This is a genomic window from Photobacterium sp. Alg240-V54 (genome assembly GCF_900537155.1).
GTDB lineage: Bacteria > Pseudomonadota > Gammaproteobacteria > Enterobacterales > Vibrionaceae > Photobacterium.
In genome coordinates this window covers 1,006,031-1,031,068 of record NZ_UNRL01000001.1, presented here as the reverse complement: position 1 = coordinate 1,031,068, position 25,038 = coordinate 1,006,031, and the positions used below count along the sequence as shown (strand labels likewise).

24 protein-coding genes and 2 pseudogenes are annotated in these 25,038 nt (G+C 37.1%); 16 read left to right on the top strand and 10 right to left on the bottom strand.

The genetic code is table 11. The features are described 5' to 3' along the window. Positions 1-51 precede the first annotated feature (51 nt). Positions 52-603, top strand: a complete 552-nt coding sequence (locus G6R09_RS04445; protein WP_065166584.1) for an NUDIX hydrolase — start codon at positions 52-54, stop codon at positions 601-603. 43 nt (positions 604-646) lie between these two features. Here G6R09_RS04445 and G6R09_RS04440 read toward each other — a convergent pair whose 3' ends face one another. Beyond that, positions 647-1,063 (bottom strand): META domain-containing protein, encoded by a 417-nt coding sequence (locus tag G6R09_RS04440; protein WP_065166585.1) that lies wholly within the window; start codon positions 1,061-1,063, stop codon positions 647-649. Positions 1,064-1,394: 331 nt separating this feature from the next. Between G6R09_RS04440 and G6R09_RS04435 the strand changes: the two genes are divergently transcribed. From G6R09_RS04435 to G6R09_RS04420, 4 genes are all read left to right on the top strand, one after another. Further along, the gene (locus G6R09_RS04435; protein WP_060996750.1) at positions 1,395-1,610 is read left to right on the top strand and encodes a DUF3820 family protein; all 216 of its coding nucleotides are present in this window, start codon (positions 1,395-1,397) and stop codon (positions 1,608-1,610) included. Between the two features lie 14 nt (positions 1,611-1,624). Beyond that, positions 1,625-2,164 carry a leucine-rich repeat domain-containing protein gene (locus tag G6R09_RS04430; RefSeq protein ID WP_082955621.1) on the top strand — a complete coding sequence of 180 codons (540 nt, stop codon included), beginning with the start codon at positions 1,625-1,627 and terminating at the stop codon, positions 2,162-2,164. A 1-nt stretch (position 2,165) separates the two neighbouring features. Beyond that, entirely contained in the window at positions 2,166-2,549 is a 384-nt protein-coding gene (locus G6R09_RS04425; RefSeq protein WP_163920713.1) for a VOC family protein, read from the top strand. A 115-nt stretch (positions 2,550-2,664) separates the two neighbouring features. Next, the gene (locus tag G6R09_RS04420; protein ID WP_065166587.1) at positions 2,665-3,456 is read left to right on the top strand and encodes a ParA family protein; all 792 of its coding nucleotides are present in this window, start codon (positions 2,665-2,667) and stop codon (positions 3,454-3,456) included. A gap of 46 nt (positions 3,457-3,502) precedes the next feature. Here the strand turns inward: G6R09_RS04420 and G6R09_RS04415 are convergent, their stop codons facing one another. Next, entirely contained in the window at positions 3,503-4,345 is an 843-nt protein-coding gene (locus tag G6R09_RS04415) for a mechanosensitive ion channel family protein (RefSeq protein ID WP_065166588.1), read from the bottom strand. A gap of 302 nt (positions 4,346-4,647) precedes the next feature. Between G6R09_RS04415 and G6R09_RS04410 the strand changes: the two genes are divergently transcribed. Beyond that, positions 4,648-6,495, top strand: coding sequence for a DUF4832 domain-containing protein (locus G6R09_RS04410; protein ID WP_163920712.1), 1,848 nt, complete (start codon positions 4,648-4,650; stop codon positions 6,493-6,495). A 125-nt stretch (positions 6,496-6,620) separates the two neighbouring features. Next, positions 6,621-7,148 (top strand): rhodanese-like domain-containing protein, encoded by a 528-nt coding sequence (locus G6R09_RS04405; RefSeq protein ID WP_163920710.1) that lies wholly within the window; start codon positions 6,621-6,623, stop codon positions 7,146-7,148. Between the two features lie 75 nt (positions 7,149-7,223). On the opposite strand, the gene G6R09_RS04400 is transcribed toward G6R09_RS04405, so the two are convergent. After that, positions 7,224-7,646 (bottom strand): DUF3010 family protein, encoded by a 423-nt coding sequence (locus G6R09_RS04400; RefSeq protein WP_060996745.1) that lies wholly within the window; start codon positions 7,644-7,646, stop codon positions 7,224-7,226. A 298-nt stretch (positions 7,647-7,944) separates the two neighbouring features. Here G6R09_RS04400 and G6R09_RS04395 point away from each other — a divergent pair, with 298 nt between their 5' ends. Beyond that, complete coding sequence (locus G6R09_RS04395) at positions 7,945-10,839, top strand: pitrilysin family protein (protein ID WP_163920708.1); 2,895 nt, start codon at positions 7,945-7,947, stop codon at positions 10,837-10,839. Positions 10,840-11,027: 188 nt separating this feature from the next. Then, positions 11,028-11,165, top strand: a complete 138-nt coding sequence (locus tag G6R09_RS19825) for a hypothetical protein (protein ID WP_181315007.1) — start codon at positions 11,028-11,030, stop codon at positions 11,163-11,165. 59 nt (positions 11,166-11,224) lie between these two features. Here the strand turns inward: G6R09_RS19825 and G6R09_RS04390 are convergent, their stop codons facing one another. From G6R09_RS04390 to G6R09_RS04360, 6 genes and pseudogenes are all read right to left on the bottom strand, one after another. Next, positions 11,225-11,575 (bottom strand): hypothetical protein, encoded by a 351-nt coding sequence (locus tag G6R09_RS04390; RefSeq protein WP_065166592.1) that lies wholly within the window; start codon positions 11,573-11,575, stop codon positions 11,225-11,227. A gap of 147 nt (positions 11,576-11,722) precedes the next feature. Continuing rightward, positions 11,723-12,061: a cytosolic protein gene (locus G6R09_RS04385; RefSeq protein WP_065166593.1), complete on the bottom strand. Its 339-nt coding sequence runs from the start codon at positions 12,059-12,061 to the stop codon at positions 11,723-11,725. 258 nt (positions 12,062-12,319) lie between these two features. Then, positions 12,320-13,792 carry a group II intron reverse transcriptase/maturase gene (gene ltrA, locus G6R09_RS04375; RefSeq protein ID WP_065166594.1) on the bottom strand — a complete coding sequence of 491 codons (1,473 nt, stop codon included), beginning with the start codon at positions 13,790-13,792 and terminating at the stop codon, positions 12,320-12,322. A gap of 1,035 nt (positions 13,793-14,827) precedes the next feature. Further along, complete coding sequence (locus tag G6R09_RS04370) at positions 14,828-15,739, bottom strand: DMT family transporter (RefSeq protein WP_065166595.1); 912 nt, start codon at positions 15,737-15,739, stop codon at positions 14,828-14,830. After that, a pseudogene (locus tag G6R09_RS04365) lies at positions 15,739-16,313 on the bottom strand (2OG-Fe dioxygenase family protein). The gene G6R09_RS04370 and the pseudogene G6R09_RS04365 overlap by 1 nt, the downstream one beginning before the upstream one ends. Positions 16,314-16,662: 349 nt before the next feature. Next, positions 16,663-17,175 (bottom strand): annotated as a pseudogene (locus G6R09_RS04360) (argininosuccinate synthase domain-containing protein); the annotation flags it as partial. Between the two features lie 117 nt (positions 17,176-17,292). Here G6R09_RS04360 and G6R09_RS04355 point away from each other — a divergent pair. Further along, complete coding sequence (locus tag G6R09_RS04355) at positions 17,293-18,231, top strand: LysR family transcriptional regulator (RefSeq protein WP_163920706.1); 939 nt, start codon at positions 17,293-17,295, stop codon at positions 18,229-18,231. Positions 18,232-18,790: 559 nt separating this feature from the next. On the opposite strand, the gene G6R09_RS04350 is transcribed toward G6R09_RS04355, so the two are convergent. After that, entirely contained in the window at positions 18,791-19,297 is a 507-nt protein-coding gene (locus tag G6R09_RS04350; protein ID WP_065166598.1) for a M48 family metallopeptidase, read from the bottom strand. Between the two features lie 121 nt (positions 19,298-19,418). On the opposite strand from G6R09_RS04350, the gene G6R09_RS04345 reads away from it, so the two are divergent. From G6R09_RS04345 to G6R09_RS04320, 6 genes are all read left to right on the top strand, one after another. Next, a complete protein-coding gene (locus G6R09_RS04345) occupies positions 19,419-19,868 on the top strand; it encodes an isoprenylcysteine carboxylmethyltransferase family protein (RefSeq protein ID WP_082955623.1) in 450 nt (149 codons plus the stop codon). Positions 19,869-19,985: 117 nt separating this feature from the next. Continuing rightward, positions 19,986-20,519, top strand: a complete 534-nt coding sequence (gene mog, locus G6R09_RS04340; RefSeq protein ID WP_163920704.1) for a molybdopterin adenylyltransferase — start codon at positions 19,986-19,988, stop codon at positions 20,517-20,519. Positions 20,520-20,878: 359 nt separating this feature from the next. Next, positions 20,879-21,154, top strand: coding sequence for a molybdenum cofactor biosynthesis protein (locus tag G6R09_RS04335; protein WP_065166600.1), 276 nt, complete (start codon positions 20,879-20,881; stop codon positions 21,152-21,154). A gap of 611 nt (positions 21,155-21,765) precedes the next feature. Next, positions 21,766-23,178, top strand: coding sequence for an undecaprenyl-phosphate glucose phosphotransferase (locus G6R09_RS04330; protein WP_065166601.1), 1,413 nt, complete (start codon positions 21,766-21,768; stop codon positions 23,176-23,178). Positions 23,179-23,181: 3 nt separating this feature from the next. Beyond that, positions 23,182-24,489 (top strand): outer membrane beta-barrel protein, encoded by a 1,308-nt coding sequence (locus tag G6R09_RS04325; protein ID WP_065166602.1) that lies wholly within the window; start codon positions 23,182-23,184, stop codon positions 24,487-24,489. 1 nt (position 24,490) lies between these two features. Next, positions 24,491-25,024, top strand: a complete 534-nt coding sequence (locus G6R09_RS04320; protein ID WP_082955624.1) for a polysaccharide biosynthesis/export family protein — start codon at positions 24,491-24,493, stop codon at positions 25,022-25,024. Positions 25,025-25,038 lie beyond the last annotated feature (14 nt).

The following is a 25,038-nucleotide window of genomic DNA, read 5'->3' as shown; positions in this document are numbered from 1 at the left end:
AACGTTTAATTGGGTAGAATATTCGTCTGAAATTTAAATGAGTAAACCGTAATGCGTTTTTTAACATCATCAGTTCATGCTGATCTAATCAATACTGATCTTCATTCACCGACATTAACGATATATCACCGCCAAGCAACCCGTGCAATTGTACTTAATGGTGACAATATTTTGATGCTATATACTGCCCGTTATGATGACTATACCTTACCCGGTGGCGGTATTGATGCAGGCGAAGATCAGGTTCAAGGATTAATTCGAGAATTAGAAGAAGAAACGGGTGCGACCAATATTCATGATATCGAACCATTTGGTTTATATGAAGAATTTCGACCTTGGTATAAACCTGAACATGATATCGTCCACATGGAATCATTTTGTTATGTGTGCAAAATTGATCCGCAATTAGGACAAACACGGTTAGAAGACTATGAAAAGAAAAATGGCATGAAACCTGTGTGGATCAACATTTATAGCGCAATAGCCCATAATGAAAAGACCATGCAAGAGTCTGATAAAAAGGGGATGTCGATTGAGCGAGAAACCTTTTTATTGAAACGTATTGTGGCTGAATTATTAGTCACCCCTGTTACACAGCCATAAAAAAGCCACAATAATCATAGTATTATTGTGGACAATAATCGTGTTATTTGTTTACGACGCGCTTAAAAGTAACAGTATGGTTAGCTGAACTTAAAATCAAAGTATTATTGTTGACTAAAAATTTAGATGGTCCAGTAAGCATTTGTTTTACGAAGCCATCAACAGTCGCTTGTTCATTTTGAATGCACATTTTTTGAGTCGATGCTAAATTTTTAGTGGTGAGATCTTGAGTTGTGAGGCGTATTTTACCTGTTAACGTATTACAGCCAGAGTAGCTAACATTAAGGTTTTTATTAATCTGTAGTTGTGACTTGGTCGCCAAGGCATCGATAGGCTGAGTATAACCATCGATTGAACTAACTGTCCATGTATTAACAAGATCCGCTGCATTTTTATGTGAGCTTGCACAACCCGTTAATATGGTTGCAATAAATAGTGTTGTTAGTAGCGTTTTTCTCATGGATATTCTCTTAATCTTTTGTGTGATTTTACTTTAAGGTGTTGAGATTTAAGTGATTGGTAATCAGTAGATAGGTAGAGTTACAAAAAGCGTTAATTAATTACCGATCATATCCGTTTGGTATCAGTGAAAAAACGGACGCTAAGTGTGACAAAGATCTCGAAAAATGTAAATGTTCAGTTGTTAAATTATAGGCTATTAATCGAGTAATTTTTTACGGATATGGACAGTTTTTCATATCATAATTTATGCAATATCCACATAAGTCCGAGGTTTGTCATTATTTATAACGACAGCCATAAATAGCTTTCAATCTCGTTGGTGTACCGTTATGTTTCAAAAACAACATCTGATTCAATTAGCGAATATGAAAATGCCATTTGGTAAATATGCAGGTCGGGTACTCATTGATTTGCCCGATGAATATTTACTATGGTTTCAAAAAAAAGGTTTTCCAGAAGGGCAATTAGGAATATTAATGGCACTAGCGCTAGAGTTTAAAATCGAAGGATTAGAGTCAGTTATTCGTCCACTACGACAAGATTAATAAAGGAAAAAAGAGTGAATAATCGCCGTATATGGTCAGGCATGGTTGCCATTATCATTGGATCACTACTGGCAGGGTGTGCGCAACAAGTGCGACCGACGCTGACATCGCTAACATTTATTGACCCCAATTTTAAACGTTGTGTATTTGCACAAGGTAAAAAAAACATCGATCAAATCACAACATTAAAATGTAGTCATTTCAATGTTCGAGATGCACGAGAAGTGCGTTATTTCACCCATTTAACAACATTAGATTTATCTTCAAATAAATTAACCTATGTCGATATTAGTCATAACCCACAATTACAGGTGCTAAGTGTTGAGCACAATAAATTAGCCCATTTAAATATTAGCCGTAATCAGCAATTAAAGATTGTTAATGTCAGTTTTAACCGTTTAAAAACCCTAGATGTTAGCCATAATCCATTACTGACCTACTTAAATTATGGTGCTACATTAATCAAACACGTTGATATTCGTCATAACCCTCATTTGATAACGCCTTTTCAGATGATCGATGTACCTAACGGCCCTACAATAACGGTAGAATAATATGCTAAAAGCCATTCATCATGTCGCGATTATTTGTAGTGATTACTCACGTTCAAAAGCGTTTTACTCACAACTATTGCAACTAGAAATTATTTGTGAAACCTACCGTGAAGATCGTGATTCATATAAATTAGATCTAAAATTGCCGAATAATAGTCAAATAGAATTATTTTCATTTAATGGTGCTCCTCAGCGTCTGAGCTATCCTGAAGCACAAGGTTTACGTCATTTAGCTTTTGCTGTTGATGATCTGGCCTTGACTGTTGATTATCTGCAACAGAATGGGGTTGAGGTTGAACCGATTCGGATTGATGACTTGACCGATAAAGCATTTACTTTTTTTAGTGATCCTGATGGATTGCCATTAGAGTTGTATCAGGTTTAATAAATAATCCGCCAACGGCATATGCAATATTGATTCAAATGATATCTTTAACTAACAACTATATGCATGAGTGTGTATAGTTGTTGATAGTTATCGTTGATCAGGGATGAAATAAATGCGCAGGATTATTTTTAATCAAAAAGGTGGCGTTGGTAAATCAAGTATTACTGTTAATTTAGCTGCTATTAGTGCAGCTAAAGGCTATAAGACATTAGTAATAGATCTTGATGTTCAAGGCAATAGTAGTGCTTATTTAGGGGTTGATATTAATCAGCCTAATGATAAAACTATGGCTGAGGTTTTAAACCAAACCGCGTCATGGTTTGCGGTATCGACACCTATTAGCCATTATCCTCAACCAACAGCTTACGATAATTTATTTATCATTCCTTCCAGTCCAAAGCTTGATAAATTAGAAATTGAACTAGAACGGCGCTATAAAATATATAAACTCCGTGATGTACTCGATGCGTTAGAAAATGATTTTGATCGAATTTATATTGATACGCCACCGAATTTAAACTTTTATACCAAGTCAGGGTTAATCGCAGCACATAAGCTTCTTATTCCTTTTGATTGTGATAATTTTTCTCAGCAAGCGTTAATCAAAGTTATGGATAATTTAGCCGAATTACGTGACGATCATAATCGTAATTTAGAGCTAGAAGGGATTGTGGTTAATATGTTTAACGCACAAGCAAAGTTTCCTCGACAGATTATTGAAGAAATTAAAACGCTTGGCTTTCCTATATTGACGCCTTATTTACCGCAATCGATCAAAATGAAAGAGTCGCATTACCAACAGCGTCCAATGCTACATTTGGAGCCTAAGCATAAGTTAACTGAACAATTTATTGCGTTATATGATGGCCTTGAAGCTGCTGTAGCAACCGATACCAATGTATAGTTGAAGAGTAAATTAATGGTAATTCACCTTGAATTACCATCAATAATTATGCTTTTGTTGGAAAAGTACGTTCATATTCTTCCATGAAATCACGGCGAATATCTTGTTCAAGGTGGGTTGCACGCTCTGTAGGACAGAAAATCATAAAATGAACGATTTGTTCGCCAGTTGTTGAGCTACTAATATGGATATGAGGTTCAGAACCAGGAAGATCGACACCTGCATGTTTTTCAATCACACTATTATAACGGCGAGCGACATCAATAAAGTCTTCACAGTGTAGATCAATTTTAGTAATAATTGTCGGCAATAAAGGATAGAGATTAACAAAGTCTCTGACGACGATAGAAAAGTTATGATAAACATAGCGTTTCATAAAGTTGAGATTTTTCACTGGATAAGTAAAAAACATACTATTAGGTAACGTCGCAGTTTTGCCTGTGTAATCGTATTGTCCATGATGAAGATCGATCTCTTGAATCACAGTCGCCATCATATTATGTTCAATTACTTCACCGCATATTTTTCCGACTTCAATCCAATCACCAATACGAAAAGAGCGCGAACTGGCGCGTTGTATTGAACCGGTAAAGCAAAGAATGATTTCTTTTGAAGCAACAACAATAGCAACAGCAATCGCTGTTACTGATAATGCAAATTCATTGATTTCTGATCGCCATAATAGAAATAGCACCAGCAGGGTTAAAATAAAGGTACCGTTTTTAGTACGAGACATCCATTTTCGTTGTGTTTCTGTAACGAAAAACTCATCACCACGTACTTGAGACAGGATAAGACGTCGAACAATAGCAATAATTACTATAATTAATATGGTAAAAAGAAGTTTATTCATTAATAAATAGGTGAATATTTCAGTTATTTTATCCATGAATCCCTTTATATGTATGGTGTTAAATTATTAATATAACAAAATATATCATATTTTTATGATTAAAATCAGTAATAAATTTATTTTTTGAGTGTTGTATTTTTTATATATAAGTAGTGGTTACCATTGATAAAAAAACAGATATTCATGTAATTTATAAAATTTTATTGTTGTTTATCTTTGTTGCTCTCATTTTTTATATCAAATAATTACTATTATAGTATTATTTATTTGTTTTGTTAATATAATAGCGCGATATATACAATCATTGTTTATTGTTTTCACCTATTATAGAGCACGTGATGAGTTCAACATTACTTTCATTTTTAATTGCTTCATCTGTATTAAATCCCACTGTTAATAATAATCAGACACATAATATAAATATAGAAAATAACTTAATGACAGTTATTCCTAAACCAAGTAACAAAGTATTAACTAATCCCGGGATTGGTTTTACTGAATTACAACGCGTGGTGAGTAATGATCCTGAAAATCCTTTTTATGAAGATAAGCCAATTCTCTCTTATCCTGATACTAGTACCATGTATTATCGTTGGTATTGGGATCAATTAACAACGGCAACCGATCCGCAGTTGAATAAACAAATGCTTGAGGAAAAAATTGATAGCGTTTTAAAAATTGCTGCAACGGTAAATAAAAAAGTAGTGATTCGTTTTATGGCATTGCGTGGTAAAAATGATCCTATTTATGATGCTGGTGTGAATAAAGATAGCAGTGGAATCCCTTGTTGGTTAGTTCAAGAATTATATGGCCATGGTTTGCATGGTACTAGCTGTCATTTATCCGATAAAGAAGCAGTAAGCATGTTTAAAAACCCGTGGTTTATTCATCGAATGAAGCAATTTGTTGATGCTTTGGGTAAACGCTATGATAATAACAAGACATTATTACGGATTGATATGGGGATGGTTGGAACCTGGGGTGAATGGAACCTTTCAGGTTATGCACCTAAGACGAGCCATAGTGTAGGTTTAGTTGATAATGGCTATACATTACATGACTTAGAGCCATACATTAATGAATTATCTGATGCTTTTCCCCATACGCCCAAAACGATGCTAGGAACAAATAAAGGTGATTTTCTAAGTTATGCGACGAGCCGTGGTTTTGGTTGGCGAGTTGATTGTCTGGGAGATTGGGGGCCTGGTTGGAATGAAATGCAAGCTGGCTACCCAGGATTTATTGCTCACGCATCAGATATAAAAACAAACACGGCACCTGATTTTTTATTTAATCAACGTTGGAAGCAATCGGCGGTTGATTTTGAAATTTGTCAAAACTCGCTTCAAGATTGGAGTAATATTACTAACCCATTAGATCTTACCTATGATCAAGTACAACAAACATTTGATTTTGCGCTAAAGCAGCACGCATCATTGATTAATGCAAAATCGCATCCTATTCCTGATATATACCAACCTTTGGTTACCGATTTTTTAAATAAATTAGGCTATAGGTATCAACTTAATGAAATTAGTTATAGTCAAAATATTCCTCAAAATGGAACATTAGTCATTAACAGCCAATGGCAAAATTTAGGTGTTGCACCAAGTTATACAAATTATCCAGTTACATGGAGATTACGTACGGCTGACGGTAATGTTGTTGGTTATTATACTTCTAAGGCTAATATTAAAAACTGGTTACCTGCTGATGATTATGGAGATCAGTCTCCGATATATAAAGTCTCCGATAATTTCGAGCTTGGTAGCCAAATAATAAAAGGCCAATATTTTCTTGATGTAGGATTGGTTGAAAAAAACACCCATAAAGCGAAAGTGTTATTAGCTAATGATACCAAAATGACAACAGATAATGGTCAATATTATGCTGTAATTAATAAAAATAATAATAATGAGATTGATCATCAATACATACCAGATACTCGTGGTCAATATATGCCTAATCATCACAATCAATATCTACTAGATAGCCAAACTCAAAATACGCGAGATAAAGACACTAATAGTATCGAAAATTATATTAATAACTATGGTGCTTATTTACAGCATCATAATGTTAGTAACATCGCATATTTCTATATGGATAAACACAGCGAGCAATATATCAAACAACAAAATAATATCGGTCGTTGGCATGAAATAGCAACGGTTAACGTGATTTAGACGTTGTGTGAAACAGATACATTGATATGGTTTTATTATCTGATGATTAATTGTTTTATTAACGTATACAAAGCGTTAAAATCTATAGCGTGCAGTCATTATTCAATACAATTAGGGATGTAATAATGCATATATTTACCGATCGAAAACATATCATTATTGATACTCGTTCAGAGAAAGAATTTATTGAACATCATATTGAAAACAGTGTTTTTGTTGGTTTTCATGGTGCAGGGTTTAAATATTGGTTAGAGCTTCTATTACCAGATAAAAATATTGATATTGAAGTTATTTGTGATGAGCAATATTGTCATAAAATTGTATCAACCATAACCAGTTTGGGATACAAAAACGTTGCAGTGATGACAAATCTAATCAAAGCTGCACCATTAGCGACAATATCATCGTTATCAAATGTTGATCAGAAAGTGTTAGATTTACGTCAAATTGATGAATCTCAACCAGATACTGACTATTTACCAGTGACTGAAATTATTCAAGGTAAGCCTAAGTATAGTGAATCTGCTTACATTGCGCACAGTGATAAAAGTTATCGTTCTTTGATTGCTGTTTCGCTATTGAAATTGTTGGGGTTCTGTAAATTAATTTATGTTGATAAGCATGAATTAGAACAACAAAAAAAATTAAAATAATAAGATTTAATTTGATGAGATAAAACAGAAGTGTGTAAAAACACTTCTGTTTTTTTATTGGTTTTATATCGTTAATTAACGACCAAGAAAAGCATAACCCGTTGTGAATGCAGCTTCTTGGAATTGACGTAAACCTGTTGCACGGAAATCAATCGCCATAGGATTGCGCTTTAATTTCTCTTTGATGTCTGCATTAGACATAAAGTTAACATCAAGACCATCAATTAACTGAATAGCTGATTCAAGCTTGAAGCCTACAGAACTTCCTGCAAATTTTCCGCGTGTTTCGCGAGTACGGATCACTACTTTTTCAACTTTGTAGTCATCAAGTAGTTTCTTAAATGCAAATTGGAAATCTCTCATTTTTTGGTTATCAAGAGAATTATCCATAATGAACTTTTGAGTACGGCATTCTGGAATACCGATCATTCCGCCATCTAAAGTTAATAGGCAAATAATAGCTTCATTGCTGCGTAGTTCAACTGAACAAATTTTCATGTTTATACCTGAATCATAATATTTTGGTCGTTATTGTAGGCTAAAAAGCGATTAGCTGTTAGTGCCGATTGCATTTTTATCGTTGTTTGAGTTAGCGCAGTCTAATGAGTGAGCCTTCGTAAAGACCAATCGATGCCGGTGACTAAAATGAATAACATCAGTAGACGTAATTTTTTGTAAAGATACGTGTTGCATGATTTTATGATGAACTTCATCGCAAAAATCAAATCATTCAAAGATTACTAAAAAAGTAACATGAATAATTACTACAAGGTATTTAACATGTGAAGTGGTAATAGTGACAATATTTAATGATTATTTAAGTATAATATCGGTTCTTTTTTGTAGAAAGAATAGTGCTGATACAGTAGAGCTAGATGCAGTTAGTAATGATATGCAGCCTTCCGTGAAGCGAGCAATCATATACTTAGGGCTATTATTGATAGTCATGGTTGTTTCAAGTAATGCAAGAGCCGACAGTAATCATTCATTATTACCTCAAGATCCAGCTTGGATCACTGGTAAACTCATTACGGGGTTTACGTACCATATCTTGCCTGTTGATGAGCAAAGTGATCGAATACAGTTATATCTACGCATTAAAGCTGGCTCTGTACAAGAAACAGAACAGCAACAAGGTTATGCTCATCTGCTTGAACATATGGCTTTTAATGGCACCAAAAATTTTCCTAAAAATAAAATCATAAGACTCTTTGAACAAGCAGGTTTAGTGTTTGGCCGTGATCTTAATGCGTTTACGAGTTTTGATAATACAGTCTATCAATTAAGTATTCCTGAAGGTAACGAGCTATTATTAAAACAAGTTTTGCAATACTTAGCTGATATAAGTTATCAGATAAATTTAAATCAAGCTGAAATAACGAAAGAGAAAGGCGTTGTTCAAGGTGAAATTTATGCTCGTGCCAACTTATTAGATAATCCTTATATCGCATATATGGATAATTTTGGTGAAGGGACTAAATATCAATACCAGAAAATAGTAGGTACAGTAAATAGTATAGAGAAAGCCACACAAACCGGCCTTAAAGCATATTATAATAGCTGGTATCACCCTGAAAATGTTGAACTTTTAATTGTGGGTAATGTAAAAGAAAATACTACCGTTCAGTTAATTAATGAATATTTTTTAGCGTTTAAAGGCGAGCATCAATTACAGCTAAAACAGCCACACCGCATACCTAGTTTCAAGCAAACTCCTTTTACAGTCGCGAGTCCACAGATAAAAGTAGAAACCTCATCATTGGTATTTAATTTGCCTGATTATAAATATAAAACCTACCATGATGATTATAAAAATAGATTAATTATGTTTGTAAACCAACTGCTCAATTATCGTTTAACGCGAACTAATGAGTTGAAAAAAATGCCCTATAATCACGCATTTTCTTATATAGGTACACCTAATGATGGCGGCAATAAGTGGGTTTATTCATTGGGTGTTAATCATGATAACTCTTTTAAAAATAGAAGCGGAGCAATAAAGTTTTTAGCAAGTGAAGCTGCAAGATTACAACAATATGGTTTCACAAATGAAGAGTTTAAGCACCAAAAAGCGTTATTAGCATCACAGACAAAAAACGCCAATATTGATTATAAAAATAAAAAATCAGTAGATATTATCAATGAAGCGTTAAATTCATTAATGCACAATAAAACCAATATTTCTCCATCTTTAAATAATATTTTAGCTAATGAGTTTTTAGCTAAAATACGCTTAGATGAGATTAATAACTTTACGAGTGAAACACTGGTTAAACCACAATTTAGCGCATTTTATACCCAAGGATCAGGGACGCAAGATACCGCTAAAATTATTGCTGACATTCAGCAGACGCTTTTGACTAAGCAGAGTCTACCTAATGATAATTTAGTCATTGCGAGTAAAGCATTAATCGCCAACTTACCAGCCGTAGGCAAAATTGTTAAGAGTAGTGAATATCCTCAATATTATATGCAAGAGTTACATTTAGATAATGGTGTCGCAGCTTTATTACAGCCAGATTCCAGTGCCAATGGAAAAGTGTATTTAGAATTTTCAGCACCAGGGGGCATTACAGCGCTTGATCCTAAAACTAGAGCTGCAGCTGTTGCGCTTACAGATATATATTTGAACAGTGGCTTGGCAGAGATGACAGGTCAGCAAACAGCCCAATTATTTCAACTTAATAATACTCAGTTAACGCCTTATATTAGTAATACTACCCAAGGCTTCACTATTGAAACGGCAGCAGACAAATTAGAGTTTGCGATGTCGAGCATTTATGCCGCAATGTTGAACGGAAAAATTGATGACACCGTGTTTAAGCATGTTAAGCAATCAATGATTCAATGGACGAGAAATAATGATCCAAACTTTCAATCCATAACCAAGGGAGATTTGTTTTCACATAACCCTTATGAAGGTAAGTTATCACTTAAACAGTTATATGATCTTGATAAAGACAAAGTTGAAGCTGTATATAAGCAGTTATTTGGTCATGCAAATGGGTATAAATTAACTGTGATTGGTGATTTTGAGCCGTTGCAAGCTAAAGCTTTAATAGCAAAATATATAGGTAGCTTACCAAAAGGTAAAAAACACCAATATACAATTAAAAAACAACCCGTTTTAAATAAGAAGGTTAGTTTAAAAAGGGAAATTAATAAATTAGATCGTGCTGATCTAGTCTTTGATTTTATCTTTGAGGCCACTGAACCTAATATTAAGGATATATACGCATCAGATCTTATATCTAGGGTTTTACAGCGAAAAATGGTTAACAATGTTAGAGAAGAACTATCGCTGACTTATTCGCCTAATGCTTGGTGTGGCTCTGCAACCCCAGGAAGTAATTATGCTCGATGTCAGATTAATGTCGTAACTGATAAAAAAGATGCTGATAAAGGCGTTGAGGCGGTAGAACTTGCTCTAAAAGATCTTTATCAAACTGGAGTCTCACAGACTGAGTTAGATGAACATAAAAAAGCGTTAGTTTTAGCGATGCTTGATAATGATAAATTTCCGCAGCAGCGGGCTCGGTTTGTTCACCGAGATTTTATTAATGGTTTTCCTATTGGGTCGGTATTAGAGCCGCAAGCAGTGGTTGACGAGATTGATAAAGCTTATATTGACTTACTAATAAACCGTTATCTAAAAGATGCTGGGCAAGTTACCTTAACTGTATTGCCATAACGGTGTTTTAGTTAAATAAGGAATATAAAACCAGAAAAGAGTTCCATATTTTTATATTCACGACGTTTTTAATCAGTGTTATCTCATCGATAATAGTGAAATAGGGAAGGGAAAAATCACAGTTGTTCTGTTTTTCTTGACGGCACTTTTTAGCAAACTAAGTATAGTTTCTATAGAGGAGAGTCATTATGACTACAACCAATGTGATGTCGCAGTTTTTCCTTCAACGTCTTAATGATACTGAAAATAAAGAAGAATATGATGCAATAGTCAAAATGCTAACATTATGTAATTGGGTACCACGAGCTAAAGATGAAGAGCAATAAGCGTGCAGTAAAAAAGCAGCCAATAAAGAACACTATTGGCTGTTTAAATATTATTCGTATTAGTTACGCTTAGCTGGAGTGTATGAGCGACCTGCAGCTTGGTAGGTTTCTTTATCGTTAATTTCAAATGTAGTGTAGAAGAACCATGCGATAAAACGCATTAATTCATCATTAGCATTCATTACCCACTCGGCAAACTCTTCTTCTTCACCTTGGTCGTTTTCTTGAGTGAAAACGTGGTAAATACGCTGTTGTCCGTCGATTTCAGCAACACTAAAGTGACCAATCATTGCTGCTGCTGTTTCTGCAATTTCAGGCTCTTCACTCTCTTTTAATGCATTTAGGATCGCTGAAACGCTATCGAGCTCTGCTAATTGTTTTACTAAAATCTCAAATTCTTCTTGTTGCATGATGTTGTCTCTTCATTTTACATATAATGGCTATGATAACCTCATTCGTAAATAGAACCAAAATGTTCGATTAGTGTGAGGTACATACAAAGGTGAAATTCGAGTTTTCTTTGCTAATACTTTTGAGCTCACGTGACTGAATAATTTTCAGTCCATGCGAGTAATAAAGGTTTGCTCGTCATCCACAAAAGCCACAAAGCCACCATGATAGATAAACACGCGACCACGCCCTTCAACTACGCAAGCAAGCTGTGGGCTCAAATCATCTTGGTTATTCTGACGTTGAAATATGCCAGTATCGGTGATTACACCGCTAAGTGTCGGCAAATAGCCATAACTGCGCTTAGCTTGATCTATTAGGCTCAATTCGCTGGCAGTCGAGAAGTAACTGGGGATTGCACCCGCATCTTCGACAAATAACGTTTTTAGTTCTTCAAAAGCGGTGATCACCAACCAGTCGATGTCGTTAACGTGATGGATAAACATAGAGTGTCTCGATAATTCTGATGCGCAGATTCTACCACTATTAGAAGCCGAATGGGGGAGTGATTTAGAGGCTCAAGGTGGTAGTTAAGGTACGACAGAATCGGTTGGTGATCACAGTGAATTGATCAAACGTTCTAGCAAGCTTTTGTCGAGTAGACGACACCTGTTGCCAAGTGTCGTCCCTCTAAGAACCCAGCGTGCAACTTTCACTGCACTAGGCTCAAGCCTTCACTAAGGCACCGATTGGCACCCAGCAACTTACAAAGCAGCGAGAGCAGGCTCATGCCAAGAGTTGCGGCATTGCTTCTTTGATTTTCTCTTTGCCAAGTATTCTTGGTATTGAGGATCAAAAGGCGTAGCAGCGCTCCTGATTTTCACATGTCTCTCTATCGGCACCTTGGCTATTTGAAACAGATTGAACTGACAATCCATATTCATGATCTTCTGCCAACCGTGAAATTGCCATTGGCCTCGACGGTTGATGAAGTACTTAAGGGCGATCCAAGTTCTGGATTTTGTTGGATGACGCCTTTTTGCCCAGTGCCATAACGTATGGAATAGCTTGTGACCTACATATCCGAATACCTGTTTAGCCACGCAGTGTCGATAGTAATTCGACCAGCCCCTTAGTTTCGGATTTATTAACTTAATTAAATCGTTAACGGGGATAGTTGCGTGCTTTTTGATGAGTTCGCGCAAGTTGGTCAAGAACAGTAGTGTATTGGATTTACTCGGTTTAATGAGCAATTTCCCTTTGTACTTCCTATGGTTAAAACCTAGAAAATCAAAACCACGACTGATATGAGTAATGTGCGTTTTCTCTTCGGAGAGTGTTAAGCCTCTTTCTGCTAAGAAATCAGCAATCAACGGTTTGATATCGTTCTCCAGCACTTCCTTTGAAGCACAGGTGACGACGAAATCGTCGGCGTATCCAATAAAGTTGGCTCTAGCACCCTTTTTAAGTGCGGTAGACTTTATGTGCTGCTCCAGCCCCGCAAGAGTCATGAGCATCAAGGTTGGGGATATAACCCCGCCTTGAGGTGTTCCCTCATCAGTACGATAGAACAGTCCTTTATCCATAAAACCAGACTTTAGCCATTGTTCCAACATACGTTTATCGACGGTAATATTATCCATTAACCATTGATGTCCGATTTTGTCGAAACAAGCTTTGATATCTCCCTCAAGAACCCATTGTGCAGATTTCTTTAGTGCCAGACATTTGAAGCACTGAGCGATTGCATCGGCAGTACTGCGGTTTGGTCTAAATCCGTAACTATTAGGGTCGGCAAGTGTTTCTGACACTGGCTCTAGTGCAAGAAGATGAAGCGCTTGCTGCGCTCTGTCAACCATACAAGGGATGCCAAGTGGTCTGAGCTTACCGTTTTTCTTTGGGATGTAGATACGCTTGAGCGGTTTGGCTTGGTAAGCTTTTCTGCTCAATTGATTGACTGCTTTCATACGGCGCATATCCGTGTTCCAGATGACGCCGTCTATTCCAGGCGTTTTACTGCCTTTGTTTTGTGATACTCGCTTAACAGCAAGAAGTTTTGCCGAACGCGAGTGAGTTAGTATCCACTGCAACGCTTTCGTTTTGCCGTGTTTACCTTCTCGTGTTGCCTTTGCAATACGCATCTGAAGCTTTAAAACATGGGATTCAACGGCTTTCCAGTTTATGGACTGCCATTGAGCACTGTCAGGAGAGGCACTAATCTCTTTTGAAATCATCATTTGCGTTTCTCCTTGAATAAAGTTCTTCAAATTATCTTGCAACGTAAGACCAGTCGGAAGTCAGCTCACTTTCGTGCCAGACATTTGCCTGTATCTGCATCGTTACAATGCAGCCTTCGCTTTTTCCAACATCCTCTACCTGCATCACTATCGGCCGCAAAGGCTTTCCCAGTGGGAGTGATACAGGCTTACCGTGTTCCGTATGTCGCGCAATGTCAGGGTAGATGCCTGCTATGGAGCGGAGAGCTTAGCGATCACGAAAGAGCATGGGGCAATCTCTTTCCAACTCTCGCGCCTTTTGGCTACAGCGTGTTAACCACTTCCGCTGCTTGCAAGGATAACGCCCCTTACGCAGATTCACATATGTTCATCATACTGACTACCTAGCACTCACCCGATGTTGTGGTTATCAGGAGGATCGTTCTCTCACGATTTAGATCCCGGTTGGCAAATGCCAACCTTCGTTACATTGTCAGAGCCGCTACTTTATTCAGGCTCCTAGGTTCATCTGGTGATACAGATGGTTCACTCGATTAACGGTGAACAGCGCTTCATACGACCTCACGTCGCACGCCCCATTCCTTTTTAGTGAAGACTATCAGCGGTAGGACTACTAAAGACATTTGCCTTATTTATTCTAATGAAAGCAGCTATAAGCTCTTTGCCACCTCTACCAGATGATGAATAGCATTGACCGTGCTGTTCACCTTCCAAAATATTTGGTCGTTGTGTTTTCTGAACACTTCACTAAATGGGCTGTAATCTAAACACATACCTTGGAGGTTGATCGCATCCAGCGCTTGCACAGTGGAGCCTAGACGACCATGGTGCAGGTAGAGGTTACTGATGTCCGCACCTTGGTTGTCGCTGGAAGAGGAACACACATCTTTAACTTGGTGTGTGTCCTACTAAGCTTTTGACTCCATTTTGAAGTCTCGATTCAAGTGAGCTAGATGCTAAGGAACAAGCTCTTTATTTAGTGCCTGTCCCTTCATTTTCTCTTTCATAGTTTTTCTGGCATGCTTTACTGAGATACTAGTTACTGTTCTTTCTCAATGTAGCTATCAATACACTACCAACAATCGCAGCACCACCTATGCACTGTACAACATTCAATGATTCACCCAACCATAGTACCGCAAAGATCGCCCCAAAAAGTGGTTCGCTGCCCATCAAAATGGACACTTTCGTTGGAGAGGTTCTTCGTACTGCATAGTTCTGAACAAAAAAAGCAAACAGTGTGCAGAACAATATAAGGTAGAGTGTGATCAACCAGAATTCCATGCTATTGGGAATAGAATCCAGCGTCAGCCCTTGTCCGTAGGTAAACGCAAGAACGACCGCTCCCAAACCAACTACCAGCGATTGCAAAGCTGTCAGGCTCAACGAAGTAATTTCACGGTTTTCAGTAAAGCGTTTGGTTGTGGTAACCATCAATCCACGCAATAGTGCTGCGGTCAAAATCAACCAGTCACCGGTATTAAGCGATAACGACAATGAGCCATCATATGTCAGCAGGTAAACACCCAACACACAGATCAGAGACAGCATCAACAACTGCCTACTTAATCGCTGCTTATTCACCATCAATTCCAAAAAGGCAGTCAGAATCACCGACAGACTGATCAGGAATGCGGCATTAGTGGCCGAGGTAATGGACACACCAATAATTTCACAGCAAAAAATTGCCAGTAAAATTCCTCCAGTAGGAATTGAAACTTTCCAATCCTTATTTCTTCCGGCCCTGAAGTCTTTCACTGTAGAGAAAAACAAGATAGAGAACGTCAGTAAAAAGCGAATGGCCATGAAAACAAAGACGCCAGTAAACAACAACGCAGACTTTGTCATCCCATAACTTGTCCCCCAAAATGCTGCCACTAACAGTAAAAGGACTTCTATGGTTGGAAAGGCAAACTTTTTAGATATTTTTTGAGTTGTCGTATTCATCAGGCCACCTGCTCCAACTTTGTAAATGCAATGACCAAAACATCTCTGGTGCCAAGTGTATCATTGTCCAATACTTCAACTGGGCTCACATCGTGCATAGTTCTGGCATCGTCAGCTATGACAATATCAAAAGGATTTGTTAGCTCAGCGGTTGCCTTAGGTTGGCGATCCGCATCCGTAAGAGTAGTAACGCCACCGGAGACGTTGTGTCGATTAATCATCATTGACGCAATAAACGTGACCCCATCTCTGTGCAACCCTTCTGGTGCAGGCTTACCTATTTGTTCGCCTTGGCTACAATTCGGTATGGATGCAGTCGAATATTCCAATCATTAGTCTTCCCATCCACCTTGTCATACAGCGAACTCACCATTGAGAGAACCTGAAGTAACACTGGCGACTGACTGAACTCTGTGGTCAAAGGTTCATATTTCCGTTCAACATCACCGTTCAGGTAATTCACTTCTTTGCTTTGAACGTAAGAAGCATAGGGCAACAAGGTCAGGCCTTGACCCGTTGCTAATTTGGTTAACTGACCATATCTTCGATATCGATAAAGACCACCGTCGCCCATGTAGTGGTCCAACTCCAGTAAGTTCCACTGGTTAGAAAACTCTTGGATATCATGCTCTGTGCAATCGAGCATAGCTTGAATATCCGTGCCCTTAATAAACGTGAAGCAATCCTGTTTCAGCTTTTCAATATGGTTAAAATATTTAACTGCGTTTGGTATTTTGACTGACATGTTCATATTGAATGCTCCTTTATGCTGAGGCTTTGTTTAACTGGAATATATTTTCAGTGGTAATTGTTCTCTGGCTTCGCTCGTGGGCTACCTGAATCTCCCAGTTATCACGATCGGTTAGGTACCGCGCTTTATCCGCGACAATGTTAGACAAAAACAATTGCCCCTGTGATAGCGAAAAGGTCACTGTTCCTGACATAGAAAGGTTGGCTATTTTTTCTTCTCGGGAGATCGCAGAGTACTCATAAGGGGAGCCGTAAAAGCCCTCAAACCCACTACGTTCAATGGCCCCATTTAGCATGCGCAGGCTGTTCTGTGATTGATTGGCGGTATGAATAATCGCGCCACAATTCAGTTTATTTGCAATCTCAACGGCATGCTTGATAATGACTGGTCGAGAAAGAGAAGAGCTGACCGGATAATCACCCAGGTACATCGCCTGAGCTTGAATTGCTGACACAATGGAGTGCTCCACAAAACTTTGCCTTCCGTCTTCAATGATCAGGTCCACACCATAATGATCGGCTATATGAGAGAGCGACTTTGAATCAATACCGTCGCCCATATCGACCGCCAATGCGGTTACTTTTACATTAGAATCCTTCAGAAGTTCCAATAAGTAAGTGCTGTCTAAACCATCGCTGAACAGGGTTAATATATGTTCTACTTGTCCGTTTCTGATTTTCTTCATCGTTTATCCTTAAACTTTTTAGTGTTTGGAAATGAATCCCTATCAAATTGACAATGATGATTATAATTAGATACATTTAAGGAACAATACACCCCAAAAGCAAAGGATATTTGCACAGTGGACAATAATGAGGTAATTCCCCTTCTGCCCGAAATGGCTGTATTTGTTGTCGTTGTTGAAGAAGGCGGTTTCTCAAAAGCAGGTAAAAAACTGGGACTCGCGCCTTCCTCAATCAGCCGATCGGTCAATCGACTGGAAAAAGGTCTTCATACAAAGCTGCTGGAGCGTACTACTCGACAGATGAAAATGAGCACTGCTGGGACGGAGGTATATACACAGTGCAAATCCATGCTGGAATCCGCCAAGCTAGCCGTCAAAACGGTTCAAAGCACCCAGGATGAAGCTATTGGCGTACTCAGAGTGGCGGCACCGAAGGCATTCGCCAAGCAAATCCTGTCACCATTGCTACTGGATTTTATGGCTGAGTATCCAAAGATCACGATTCACTTCAAGGTATCGGACCTCTATATCGATCTGATTGGAGAGGAAATTGATGTCATTTTCAGGCTGACGGATCAGCCAATCGAAGGGCTTATTTCAAAATCACTAACGCGTACCCAATTGATGATGTGCGCCAGCCCAGACTATATAGAGCAATTTGGAGAACCTGGTCATCCCGATGATCTTGAACACCATCAATGCATTGCGCTGGGTGAACAGGCTGGTGATAACGAATGGCGGCTGACAAGCGCAAACCAAACCACCATCGTTAAAGCAAACAATCGCATGTCGGTGAATCACACTGAAATCCGAAAAGAAGCCGTGCTGCGGAATCTAGGGATCGCCATCTTCCCAGATTTCACTGTTCAACCAGAATTACGAAGAGGCACATTGGTCCAGATTCTGCCCGACTGGCACATAGCTGGGAATTATTCAGGAGAGGTAATCCTTCAATATGCTCAATCCCGCTATATTCCTTATCAACTGCGATTATTTGTTGACTATATGTCTGAGCGATTATCAAAGCTCAGTTTTAATAAGATTGTGCCAGAGTAGACCATCTGTTTTAAAAGGGTGTAGTGATAAAGAGCCGATAGAAGCTTGCGGTTCACTAGGGCCCGCTTCGTCTAACGTATGAGATGATTTACTAGTGAGAGCGACGGGCCGGTTGTCGAAGGACATTAAACATTGCTCGCTTCAATTAAACTGTAATCATTTACAAGAAAGCTTGTTCGTTATCGAAGTGTCAAAGTACGCACACAAAACAAAGGTATCATTATGTAGTGGATGAGTTGATTTGGGTAAAGGATATGAGGATTTGCCATACCTCTGATTATCCGTTAAATACTAATTTAGCAAAAATCACTGACTCATTTGTGATCACCAAGCGATTCTGTCATATCGTAATTACCAAGCCCCAACCCTGTCATTCCCTACAGTGAATGCCCGTGAGGGCGATAGGGAATCTATTGTCCACGCGTTGTAGGGTTTATATTTAGCCGCAAAACGTAAGGTGCTTCATTGGCGTCTTTAAGGCTCGATCACGGCTTGAGTCGACGGTGGACATTGGGTTGAGTAAATACCGAACCCAACAATCGCGATGCTTTACAATAGACTAATCATATATTGGCCCAATCAGATCTAAATGAGTGAGATATAACCGCATATCTAGCTCCAACTGATGATAATTAGGCTCCATATGGCAGCAAAGTTGGTAAAACGCTTTGTTGTGATCTTTTTCCCTCAAGTGCGCCAGCTCATGCACCACAATCATCCGTAAAAAAGGCAGGGGAGCTTGCTTAAATACTGTCGCAATTCTAATTTCATGCTTGGCTTTAAGTTTATTGCCATGGACACGTGAAATGAAGGTGTGTAAGCCGAGTGCATGATTGATCACATTAATTTTATTGTCGTAACCAACTTTACTGATGGGGGCTGATTTTTTTAAATATTGGTTTTTCAGCTCAATCACATAATCGTATAACGCTTTTTCAGTTTTAATCGTATGCGGTGTCGGATAACGGTTAAGTAATAATGTCTTAAGTTGATCTTTTTCTATTAACTGTTGAACCTGATCAACAAGGTGAGGCGGATAACCTTGAATGTACTTGAGTTGTTGCATAACCAATATGACTCTTAACCAAAAGGGTTATGCTATAAGCTGGCAACTATCGAGGCAACCTTATTATTAGGTAATATGTGCTCAATAGCGGTTAAATTCAGGCAATAAGTGAGAATAAATTATGCTGTCTTTGAAAATCCCCCCGCCAGTTTTGGCTGCTATAGCGTTATTGATGATGTATGGCTGTGGATTATTTATTCCGGTGTGGCAATTTGAACCGGTTTGGAGCGTCGCAATATTATTAGTGGTTATTGCTCTTGTCATTGGATCATTATCAATGTCAGTATTTGCCAGAATTAACACTACTCTCAGCCCTTTTACACCACAAGCAACCACTCAGTTAGTGACCACAGGTATATACCAATATAGCCGTAATCCGATGTATTTAAGTTTGTTGTTATTGCTTATTGCTGCAGTATTTATTGGGGGCGAATTATCAGCAGCTATAGCGGTGATTGCTTTTATGCTAACGGTTAATCAGCTTCAGATTAAGCCTGAGGAAAAGGTACTATTGCAGTTGTTTGGGAATGATTATCGCCGCTATTGTCAGCAGGTTAGGCGCTGGTTATGAATATAGGTATTATTAATGTTTACCATCTTACTGATTTACATACACTGTTTAGCCATTAATAATGCTATAAATGTTATGCTTAACGGTAATATTGCGTTTAAACAAATGAGGTAACAGATGAGTAAGGCAAAAATTGGTATTGTAACAGTGAGCGATCGTGCAAGTGCTGGTGTTTATGAAGATATCTCAGGACAAGCAATTATTGATACGCTAAATGATTATCTTACATCAGAGTGGGAGCCTATTTATCAAGTTATTCCTGATGAGCAAGACGTGATTGAGAGTACGTTGATTGACTTGGCTGATAATCAAAACTGTAGCCTGATCGTTACTACTGGCGGAACAGGACCTGCTAAGCGTGATGTTACGCCTGAAGCAACAGAAGCTGTTTGTGATCGTATGATGCCAGGTTTTGGTGAGCTAATGCGTGCCGAATCGCTAAAATTTGTTCCTACGGCAATTTTGTCACGCCAAACAGCAGGACTTCGTGGTGATAGCTTAATTGTTAACTTACCAGGTAAGCCAAAGTCTATTCGTGAGTGCTTAGATGCAGTATTTCCTGCCGTACCTTACTGCCTTGATTTGATGGATGGTCCATTTCTTGTGTGTGATGAAAGTGTAATTAAACCATTTCGTCCCAAACAGAAATAAAATAAGAAATAATAAAAAAGCGACAATATTTTGTCGCTTTTTTATATCTGCAATTATTGAATGAACTATATGTAGCTATGATAATTTGAATCAAGATCACAAAATAGAAAATAAGTTATTAATATCTATTAATATATACAGTGTTCAATAATTATATATTAGTTATGATTATTTATATGTTGTTTTTTTTGTTTATTTTCAATGGTTTATTATTGTTTATTAAATCGGGTTATATTTAAGGTGAATTGTTTGCTTGATCATTCATATTCCTGGTGAATTGTTTTTTTCCGTTATTTGTAATATTCTCACGCTAAATTTTACTTTTAATCGCAAATAAGTGTCATGGCGTGAGTTTGAATATGGATGTTAAACAAAGTTGGGGTTTTATTTCTATCTCTTTAGGCGTGATTTCTCTTTTATGGGGAATGGTTTCACTGAGTGGTATGGTTGGTCAAGAACATGTCTTTATTGAAATGGGATCATTTCTAACAATGACGGGCTCTGATTTGTATAATAATACTTATGCTGAGAATATTTTAGCCGCCGAACGCCACAAAAACTTTGTTGTGTTATTAGTAGGTATCATGATGGCAATTATTGGTTCGTTGTTAATGAAAAACCGTTTGTTTAAGTGATAAGTCATATTTCAGTCATATTTCAGTCATGTTTGTTGTTTAATGGATGTGACTGATAACTGTAAACATTGTTAATATATTTATACTTGTTTAGCTTATTTATTATATTCATTCTCACTCTGTAATATTCAATATATTATCACTCGTTTGTATCTTGTGATTAACTCCTCTATTATCTAAAAAATATTCTATTATTTAGTCTGTCTAGTCTACGTGATCATTTCCTTTTGATATAAAAAAACTAACAACGCATATTATAATTAATCGAGTTTTATTCTTTATTGAAAGTTATTTTTAGCATGTATTAATTGAGTTCAAAATTAATTCTTATAAGCATCAATTGAATTGTGTTTTATATTAATAGTTTTGTACTACCTTCTTAAGTTGTTGTTTTTTTAGTGTGTTTGTTTTTTTTCGTCAAAATTATAACGTGCAAGTATGCCGTAGTGGTATTTATTTGCGAAAAAAAGCGACAAATACTTGACGGTGCGGTGGTTTTTTACAGTATAATTACACCGTAAACGCGAATTTATAAACGTGTAATTATTAGAAAGCAATGGAAATGACATTGCTCATTATAAAATTAGTAGTGCTAGAGGCTAGTTTAAGCTATGAAAATACAAGCTATAAAAATAGCGGATGATGGTTATGCTGTATTAATAAAGGCCAGTGATTTTTTACTGCTCAATGTTACATTAACTTTTCTTATTTCTTTACGTGGTGTCAGTGAAACTGCGGTTGGTTTAGCCGGTAGTTTTCTTTTCTCTGTGATATTTTTACTTGTTGGTGAATATAGCGGGCTTTATAAGAAATATGCTCGCCAAGATTACACCATTACGGTACTAAAAACGTTATTTACATTTTTCTTGTCATTTTTAGTATGGCGAATTTTGTGCCTGCAGTTGGGCTCATTTGAAGGTGTTAACAATACACATTTAAATAGTGTGATTGTCTGGCAATGGATTGTGTTATCTATTGCCTGTGTAATCTTTGTTAAGTGCTTGGTTATTTATGCTATTCGTGAATTTTTAAAGCGTAACTCTCAGGTTAGACGTATTGCTATTTTGGGTATGACTAAAGGCGGTATTGCGATTGAACAAGCATTAAGAAAAGATATTCGTTATCAAAAATTTGAAATTTCTTATTTTGATGATCGTGATGAGAGCCGATTTGGTTATTTATCAAAAGCAACACTGCATGGAAATGTTGACCAATTGGTGCAGTTAGCTAAAAGTGGCGAGATTGATGAGGTGTATATTGCTTTACCGATGGTCGCAAAAGATCGTATTCAGAAATGTTTAAAATTATTATCTGACACGATTGTTGAAACTTATCTTGTTCCTGATTTATATACTTATGATTTGAACGTCAGTCAGATCAATACTATTGGCAATGTTCAAACCTTCAGTGTTTTTGGCTCTCCGTTTGAAGGAATGGGAGCAGTATTAAAGCGTATTGAAGACATCATTATAAGTAGCATCATTATTTTGCTTATATCGCCAGTATTAATTGCTGTCGCTATTGGTGTTAAGCGTAGTTCACCAGGCCCAGTGTTATTTAAACAAGATCGTTATGGCTTAGGTGGCAAGAGAATCCAAGTCTGGAAGTTTCGTTCTATGGGCGTAATGGAAAATGACGCTGTTGTTACTCAAGCAACCAAAAATGATCCTCGCGTAACTAAGTTTGGTGCGTTTATACGTCGTACATCATTAGATGAATTACCGCAATTTTTTAATGTATTGCAGGGGAGTATGTCTATTGTTGGTCCGCGTCCACATGCAGTTGCACATAATGAAGAATATCGCGTTCTTGTTGATAAATACATGCTACGCCATAAAGTTAAACCTGGTATTACCGGTCTTGCACAAATAAAAGGTTTCCGTGGAGAGACCGATACGCTAGATAAAATGGAAATGCGTGTGAAATACGACCTACAATATATTCAGCATTGGAGTCTATCAAAAGACTTGCAGATTATTTTTCTGACTATTTTTAAGGGTTTTGTTAGTGAGACAGCGTACTAAATTATGTGTTTATTTAAGACGAAGAAGATTCATTTAGTATTAGTAGGTTGCTTTTGTGCAACTAGCAGTTTTGTTGCAAGTGCAGATAGCACTTTTCAAAACTCTAAGCATATAGATCCTTTGCTAGGTTTAGAATTTTCTTCATCAGTCAGTAGTGGTTATGGTTTTGATGATAATGTTCTTCATCAGCTTAATGACAACATAATTAGTTCTGATTATTACTCATTAAAACCTGTATTTAGTGTGGTTGGTCAGCGTAATACTAAAAACTTTGGACTTTATTATTCTGGTGATTATCGACATTATACCAATAATGAAATTAGTGATGATAGCTATGATGATCATCAACTTCATGGTGTTTTTAAGTGGGAATTAGGTTTTCGTCACCATTTTGAATTAACCGGTAGTTACAGCCAAAACCATGAAGCGTTAGGGACGGGTGTGACAAATGGTTTTTTCTTTGACAATGAAACGCAGCAAAATAATGCGGCGACATTTAATAATTTTAATATAAGTCATGATATTGGTAAAACGAAGAAAAAAATAAATGCAAAATATACCTATGGTGCAAAAAACGCTAAAGGTAATCTTGTTTTTGATTTTTCACGAGAGTACACAGATTATGATATTCTGGATAGTTATCAATCCGCTTTTAAAGAATATTTAAAGAATGAAAATGTTACGGAAAGTGATTTTAAAGTAACATTCAGGCATCAATATACAGATAAAACACGTTTTGACTATACATTATTATATAAAGACTTTCGCTATTTAGATCACGAGCGTGATAACGATGAGTTAATTGGCGCATTTTCTATTATTAGTCAATTAACGGGTAAGTCAAAAGTAGAAGCGACAATTTCTAACGTTCAAAAAAAGATGCAAAGCAGTAATTTTTCAGGTGTAAACTGGAATCTATCTTACCAGTGGCAACCTGTTGATTATTCAAAAATAATACTTAAAACACTGAGTGAGGCAAAAGAACCCGATAATATTGGCGACTTTGTTCAATCTCTACAAAATAGTATTACTTGGCAGCATCAGTTTTTAGGGCATATAACAAGTAATTTATCATATAAACATATTTCTGATAAATATCATATTCGAAAGCGTAAAGATAGATATGATTATTTAGACTTAAGCTTAAATTACTTATTTAGACCGAAAGTTGAATTTAGTTTAGGCTATAAATATATGTTATTTCATACAAATAATAGTGCTGATCCTGTATTCATTGACGGCAACTCTTATATAAGAAAATTAGGTTATGAACAGAATCAATTTGGATTATCAGTCAAAGTGGCGATTTAAGATGAAAAATATAGTTTCTATTATTTTTATGTTAACAATGAGCTTTTTTATTAGTGCTAATGCATCTGCTGCAGCGTCAGAAAATCATTATTTACTTGGACCTGGCGATCAAATTCAGATTCTAGTTTATAACGAAGATAATTTATCAATGAAGTTCACCATTGATGCGAGTGGTGATGTGATCTATCCACTCATTGGTAAATTACAACTGACAGGAAAAACACCAGATCAAGTTGCTATGGATATTCGTGATAGATTGAAAAATGGTTATATTAATAATCCGATGGTCACTGTAACCATACTTCAATTTAGACAAATATATGTTTCTGGTGAAGTCAAAGCACCGGGTAGTTATGAATATCGTCCAGGATTGACACGCGAGCAAGCTGTTGCTATTGCGGGTGGTTTTACTGATCGTGCCGATCGTAGTGATGTTGATATTCGGTTATCAAATGGCCAACTATTAAAAGATGTATCTCCGACTCAGGCTGTTAATCCAGGTGATACAGTAATTATTGATCAAAGTTTTTTCTAATTTTAGGGTAAATT

Bases quoted from the DNA above. Each gene is read 5' to 3' on its own strand.
- G6R09_RS04410 (WP_163920712.1), top strand. From the start codon at position 4,648: ATGAGTTCAACATTACTTTCATTTTTAATTGCTTCATCTGTATTAAAT.
- mog (WP_163920704.1), top strand. From the start codon at position 19,986: ATGAGTAAGGCAAAAATTGGTATTGTAACAGTGAGCGATCGTGCAAGT.
- G6R09_RS04370 (WP_065166595.1), bottom strand. From the start codon at position 15,739: ATGAATACGACAACTCAAAAAATATCTAAAAAGTTTGCCTTTCCAACC.
- G6R09_RS04320 (WP_082955624.1), top strand. From the start codon at position 24,491: ATGAAAAATATAGTTTCTATTATTTTTATGTTAACAATGAGCTTTTTT.
- G6R09_RS04420 (WP_065166587.1), top strand. From the start codon at position 2,665: ATGCGCAGGATTATTTTTAATCAAAAAGGTGGCGTTGGTAAATCAAGT.
- G6R09_RS04385 (WP_065166593.1), bottom strand. From the start codon at position 12,061: ATGTTTATCCATCACGTTAACGACATCGACTGGTTGGTGATCACCGCT.
- ltrA (WP_065166594.1), bottom strand. From the start codon at position 13,792: ATGATGATTTCAAAAGAGATTAGTGCCTCTCCTGACAGTGCTCAATGG.
- G6R09_RS04445 (WP_065166584.1), top strand. From the start codon at position 52: ATGCGTTTTTTAACATCATCAGTTCATGCTGATCTAATCAATACTGAT.
- G6R09_RS04400 (WP_060996745.1), bottom strand. From the start codon at position 7,646: ATGAAAATTTGTTCAGTTGAACTACGCAGCAATGAAGCTATTATTTGC.
- G6R09_RS04335 (WP_065166600.1), top strand. From the start codon at position 20,879: ATGGATGTTAAACAAAGTTGGGGTTTTATTTCTATCTCTTTAGGCGTG.
- G6R09_RS04390 (WP_065166592.1), bottom strand. From the start codon at position 11,575: ATGCAACAAGAAGAATTTGAGATTTTAGTAAAACAATTAGCAGAGCTC.
- G6R09_RS04345 (WP_082955623.1), top strand. From the start codon at position 19,419: ATGCTGTCTTTGAAAATCCCCCCGCCAGTTTTGGCTGCTATAGCGTTA.
- G6R09_RS04440 (WP_065166585.1), bottom strand. From the start codon at position 1,063: ATGAGAAAAACGCTACTAACAACACTATTTATTGCAACCATATTAACG.
- G6R09_RS04330 (WP_065166601.1), top strand. From the start codon at position 21,766: ATGAAAATACAAGCTATAAAAATAGCGGATGATGGTTATGCTGTATTA.
- G6R09_RS19825 (WP_181315007.1), top strand. From the start codon at position 11,028: ATGACTACAACCAATGTGATGTCGCAGTTTTTCCTTCAACGTCTTAAT.
- G6R09_RS04425 (WP_163920713.1), top strand. From the start codon at position 2,166: ATGCTAAAAGCCATTCATCATGTCGCGATTATTTGTAGTGATTACTCA.
- G6R09_RS04415 (WP_065166588.1), bottom strand. From the start codon at position 4,345: ATGGATAAAATAACTGAAATATTCACCTATTTATTAATGAATAAACTT.
- G6R09_RS04435 (WP_060996750.1), top strand. From the start codon at position 1,395: ATGTTTCAAAAACAACATCTGATTCAATTAGCGAATATGAAAATGCCA.
- G6R09_RS04350 (WP_065166598.1), bottom strand. From the start codon at position 19,297: ATGCAACAACTCAAGTACATTCAAGGTTATCCGCCTCACCTTGTTGAT.
- G6R09_RS04405 (WP_163920710.1), top strand. From the start codon at position 6,621: ATGCATATATTTACCGATCGAAAACATATCATTATTGATACTCGTTCA.
- G6R09_RS04325 (WP_065166602.1), top strand. From the start codon at position 23,182: ATGTGTTTATTTAAGACGAAGAAGATTCATTTAGTATTAGTAGGTTGC.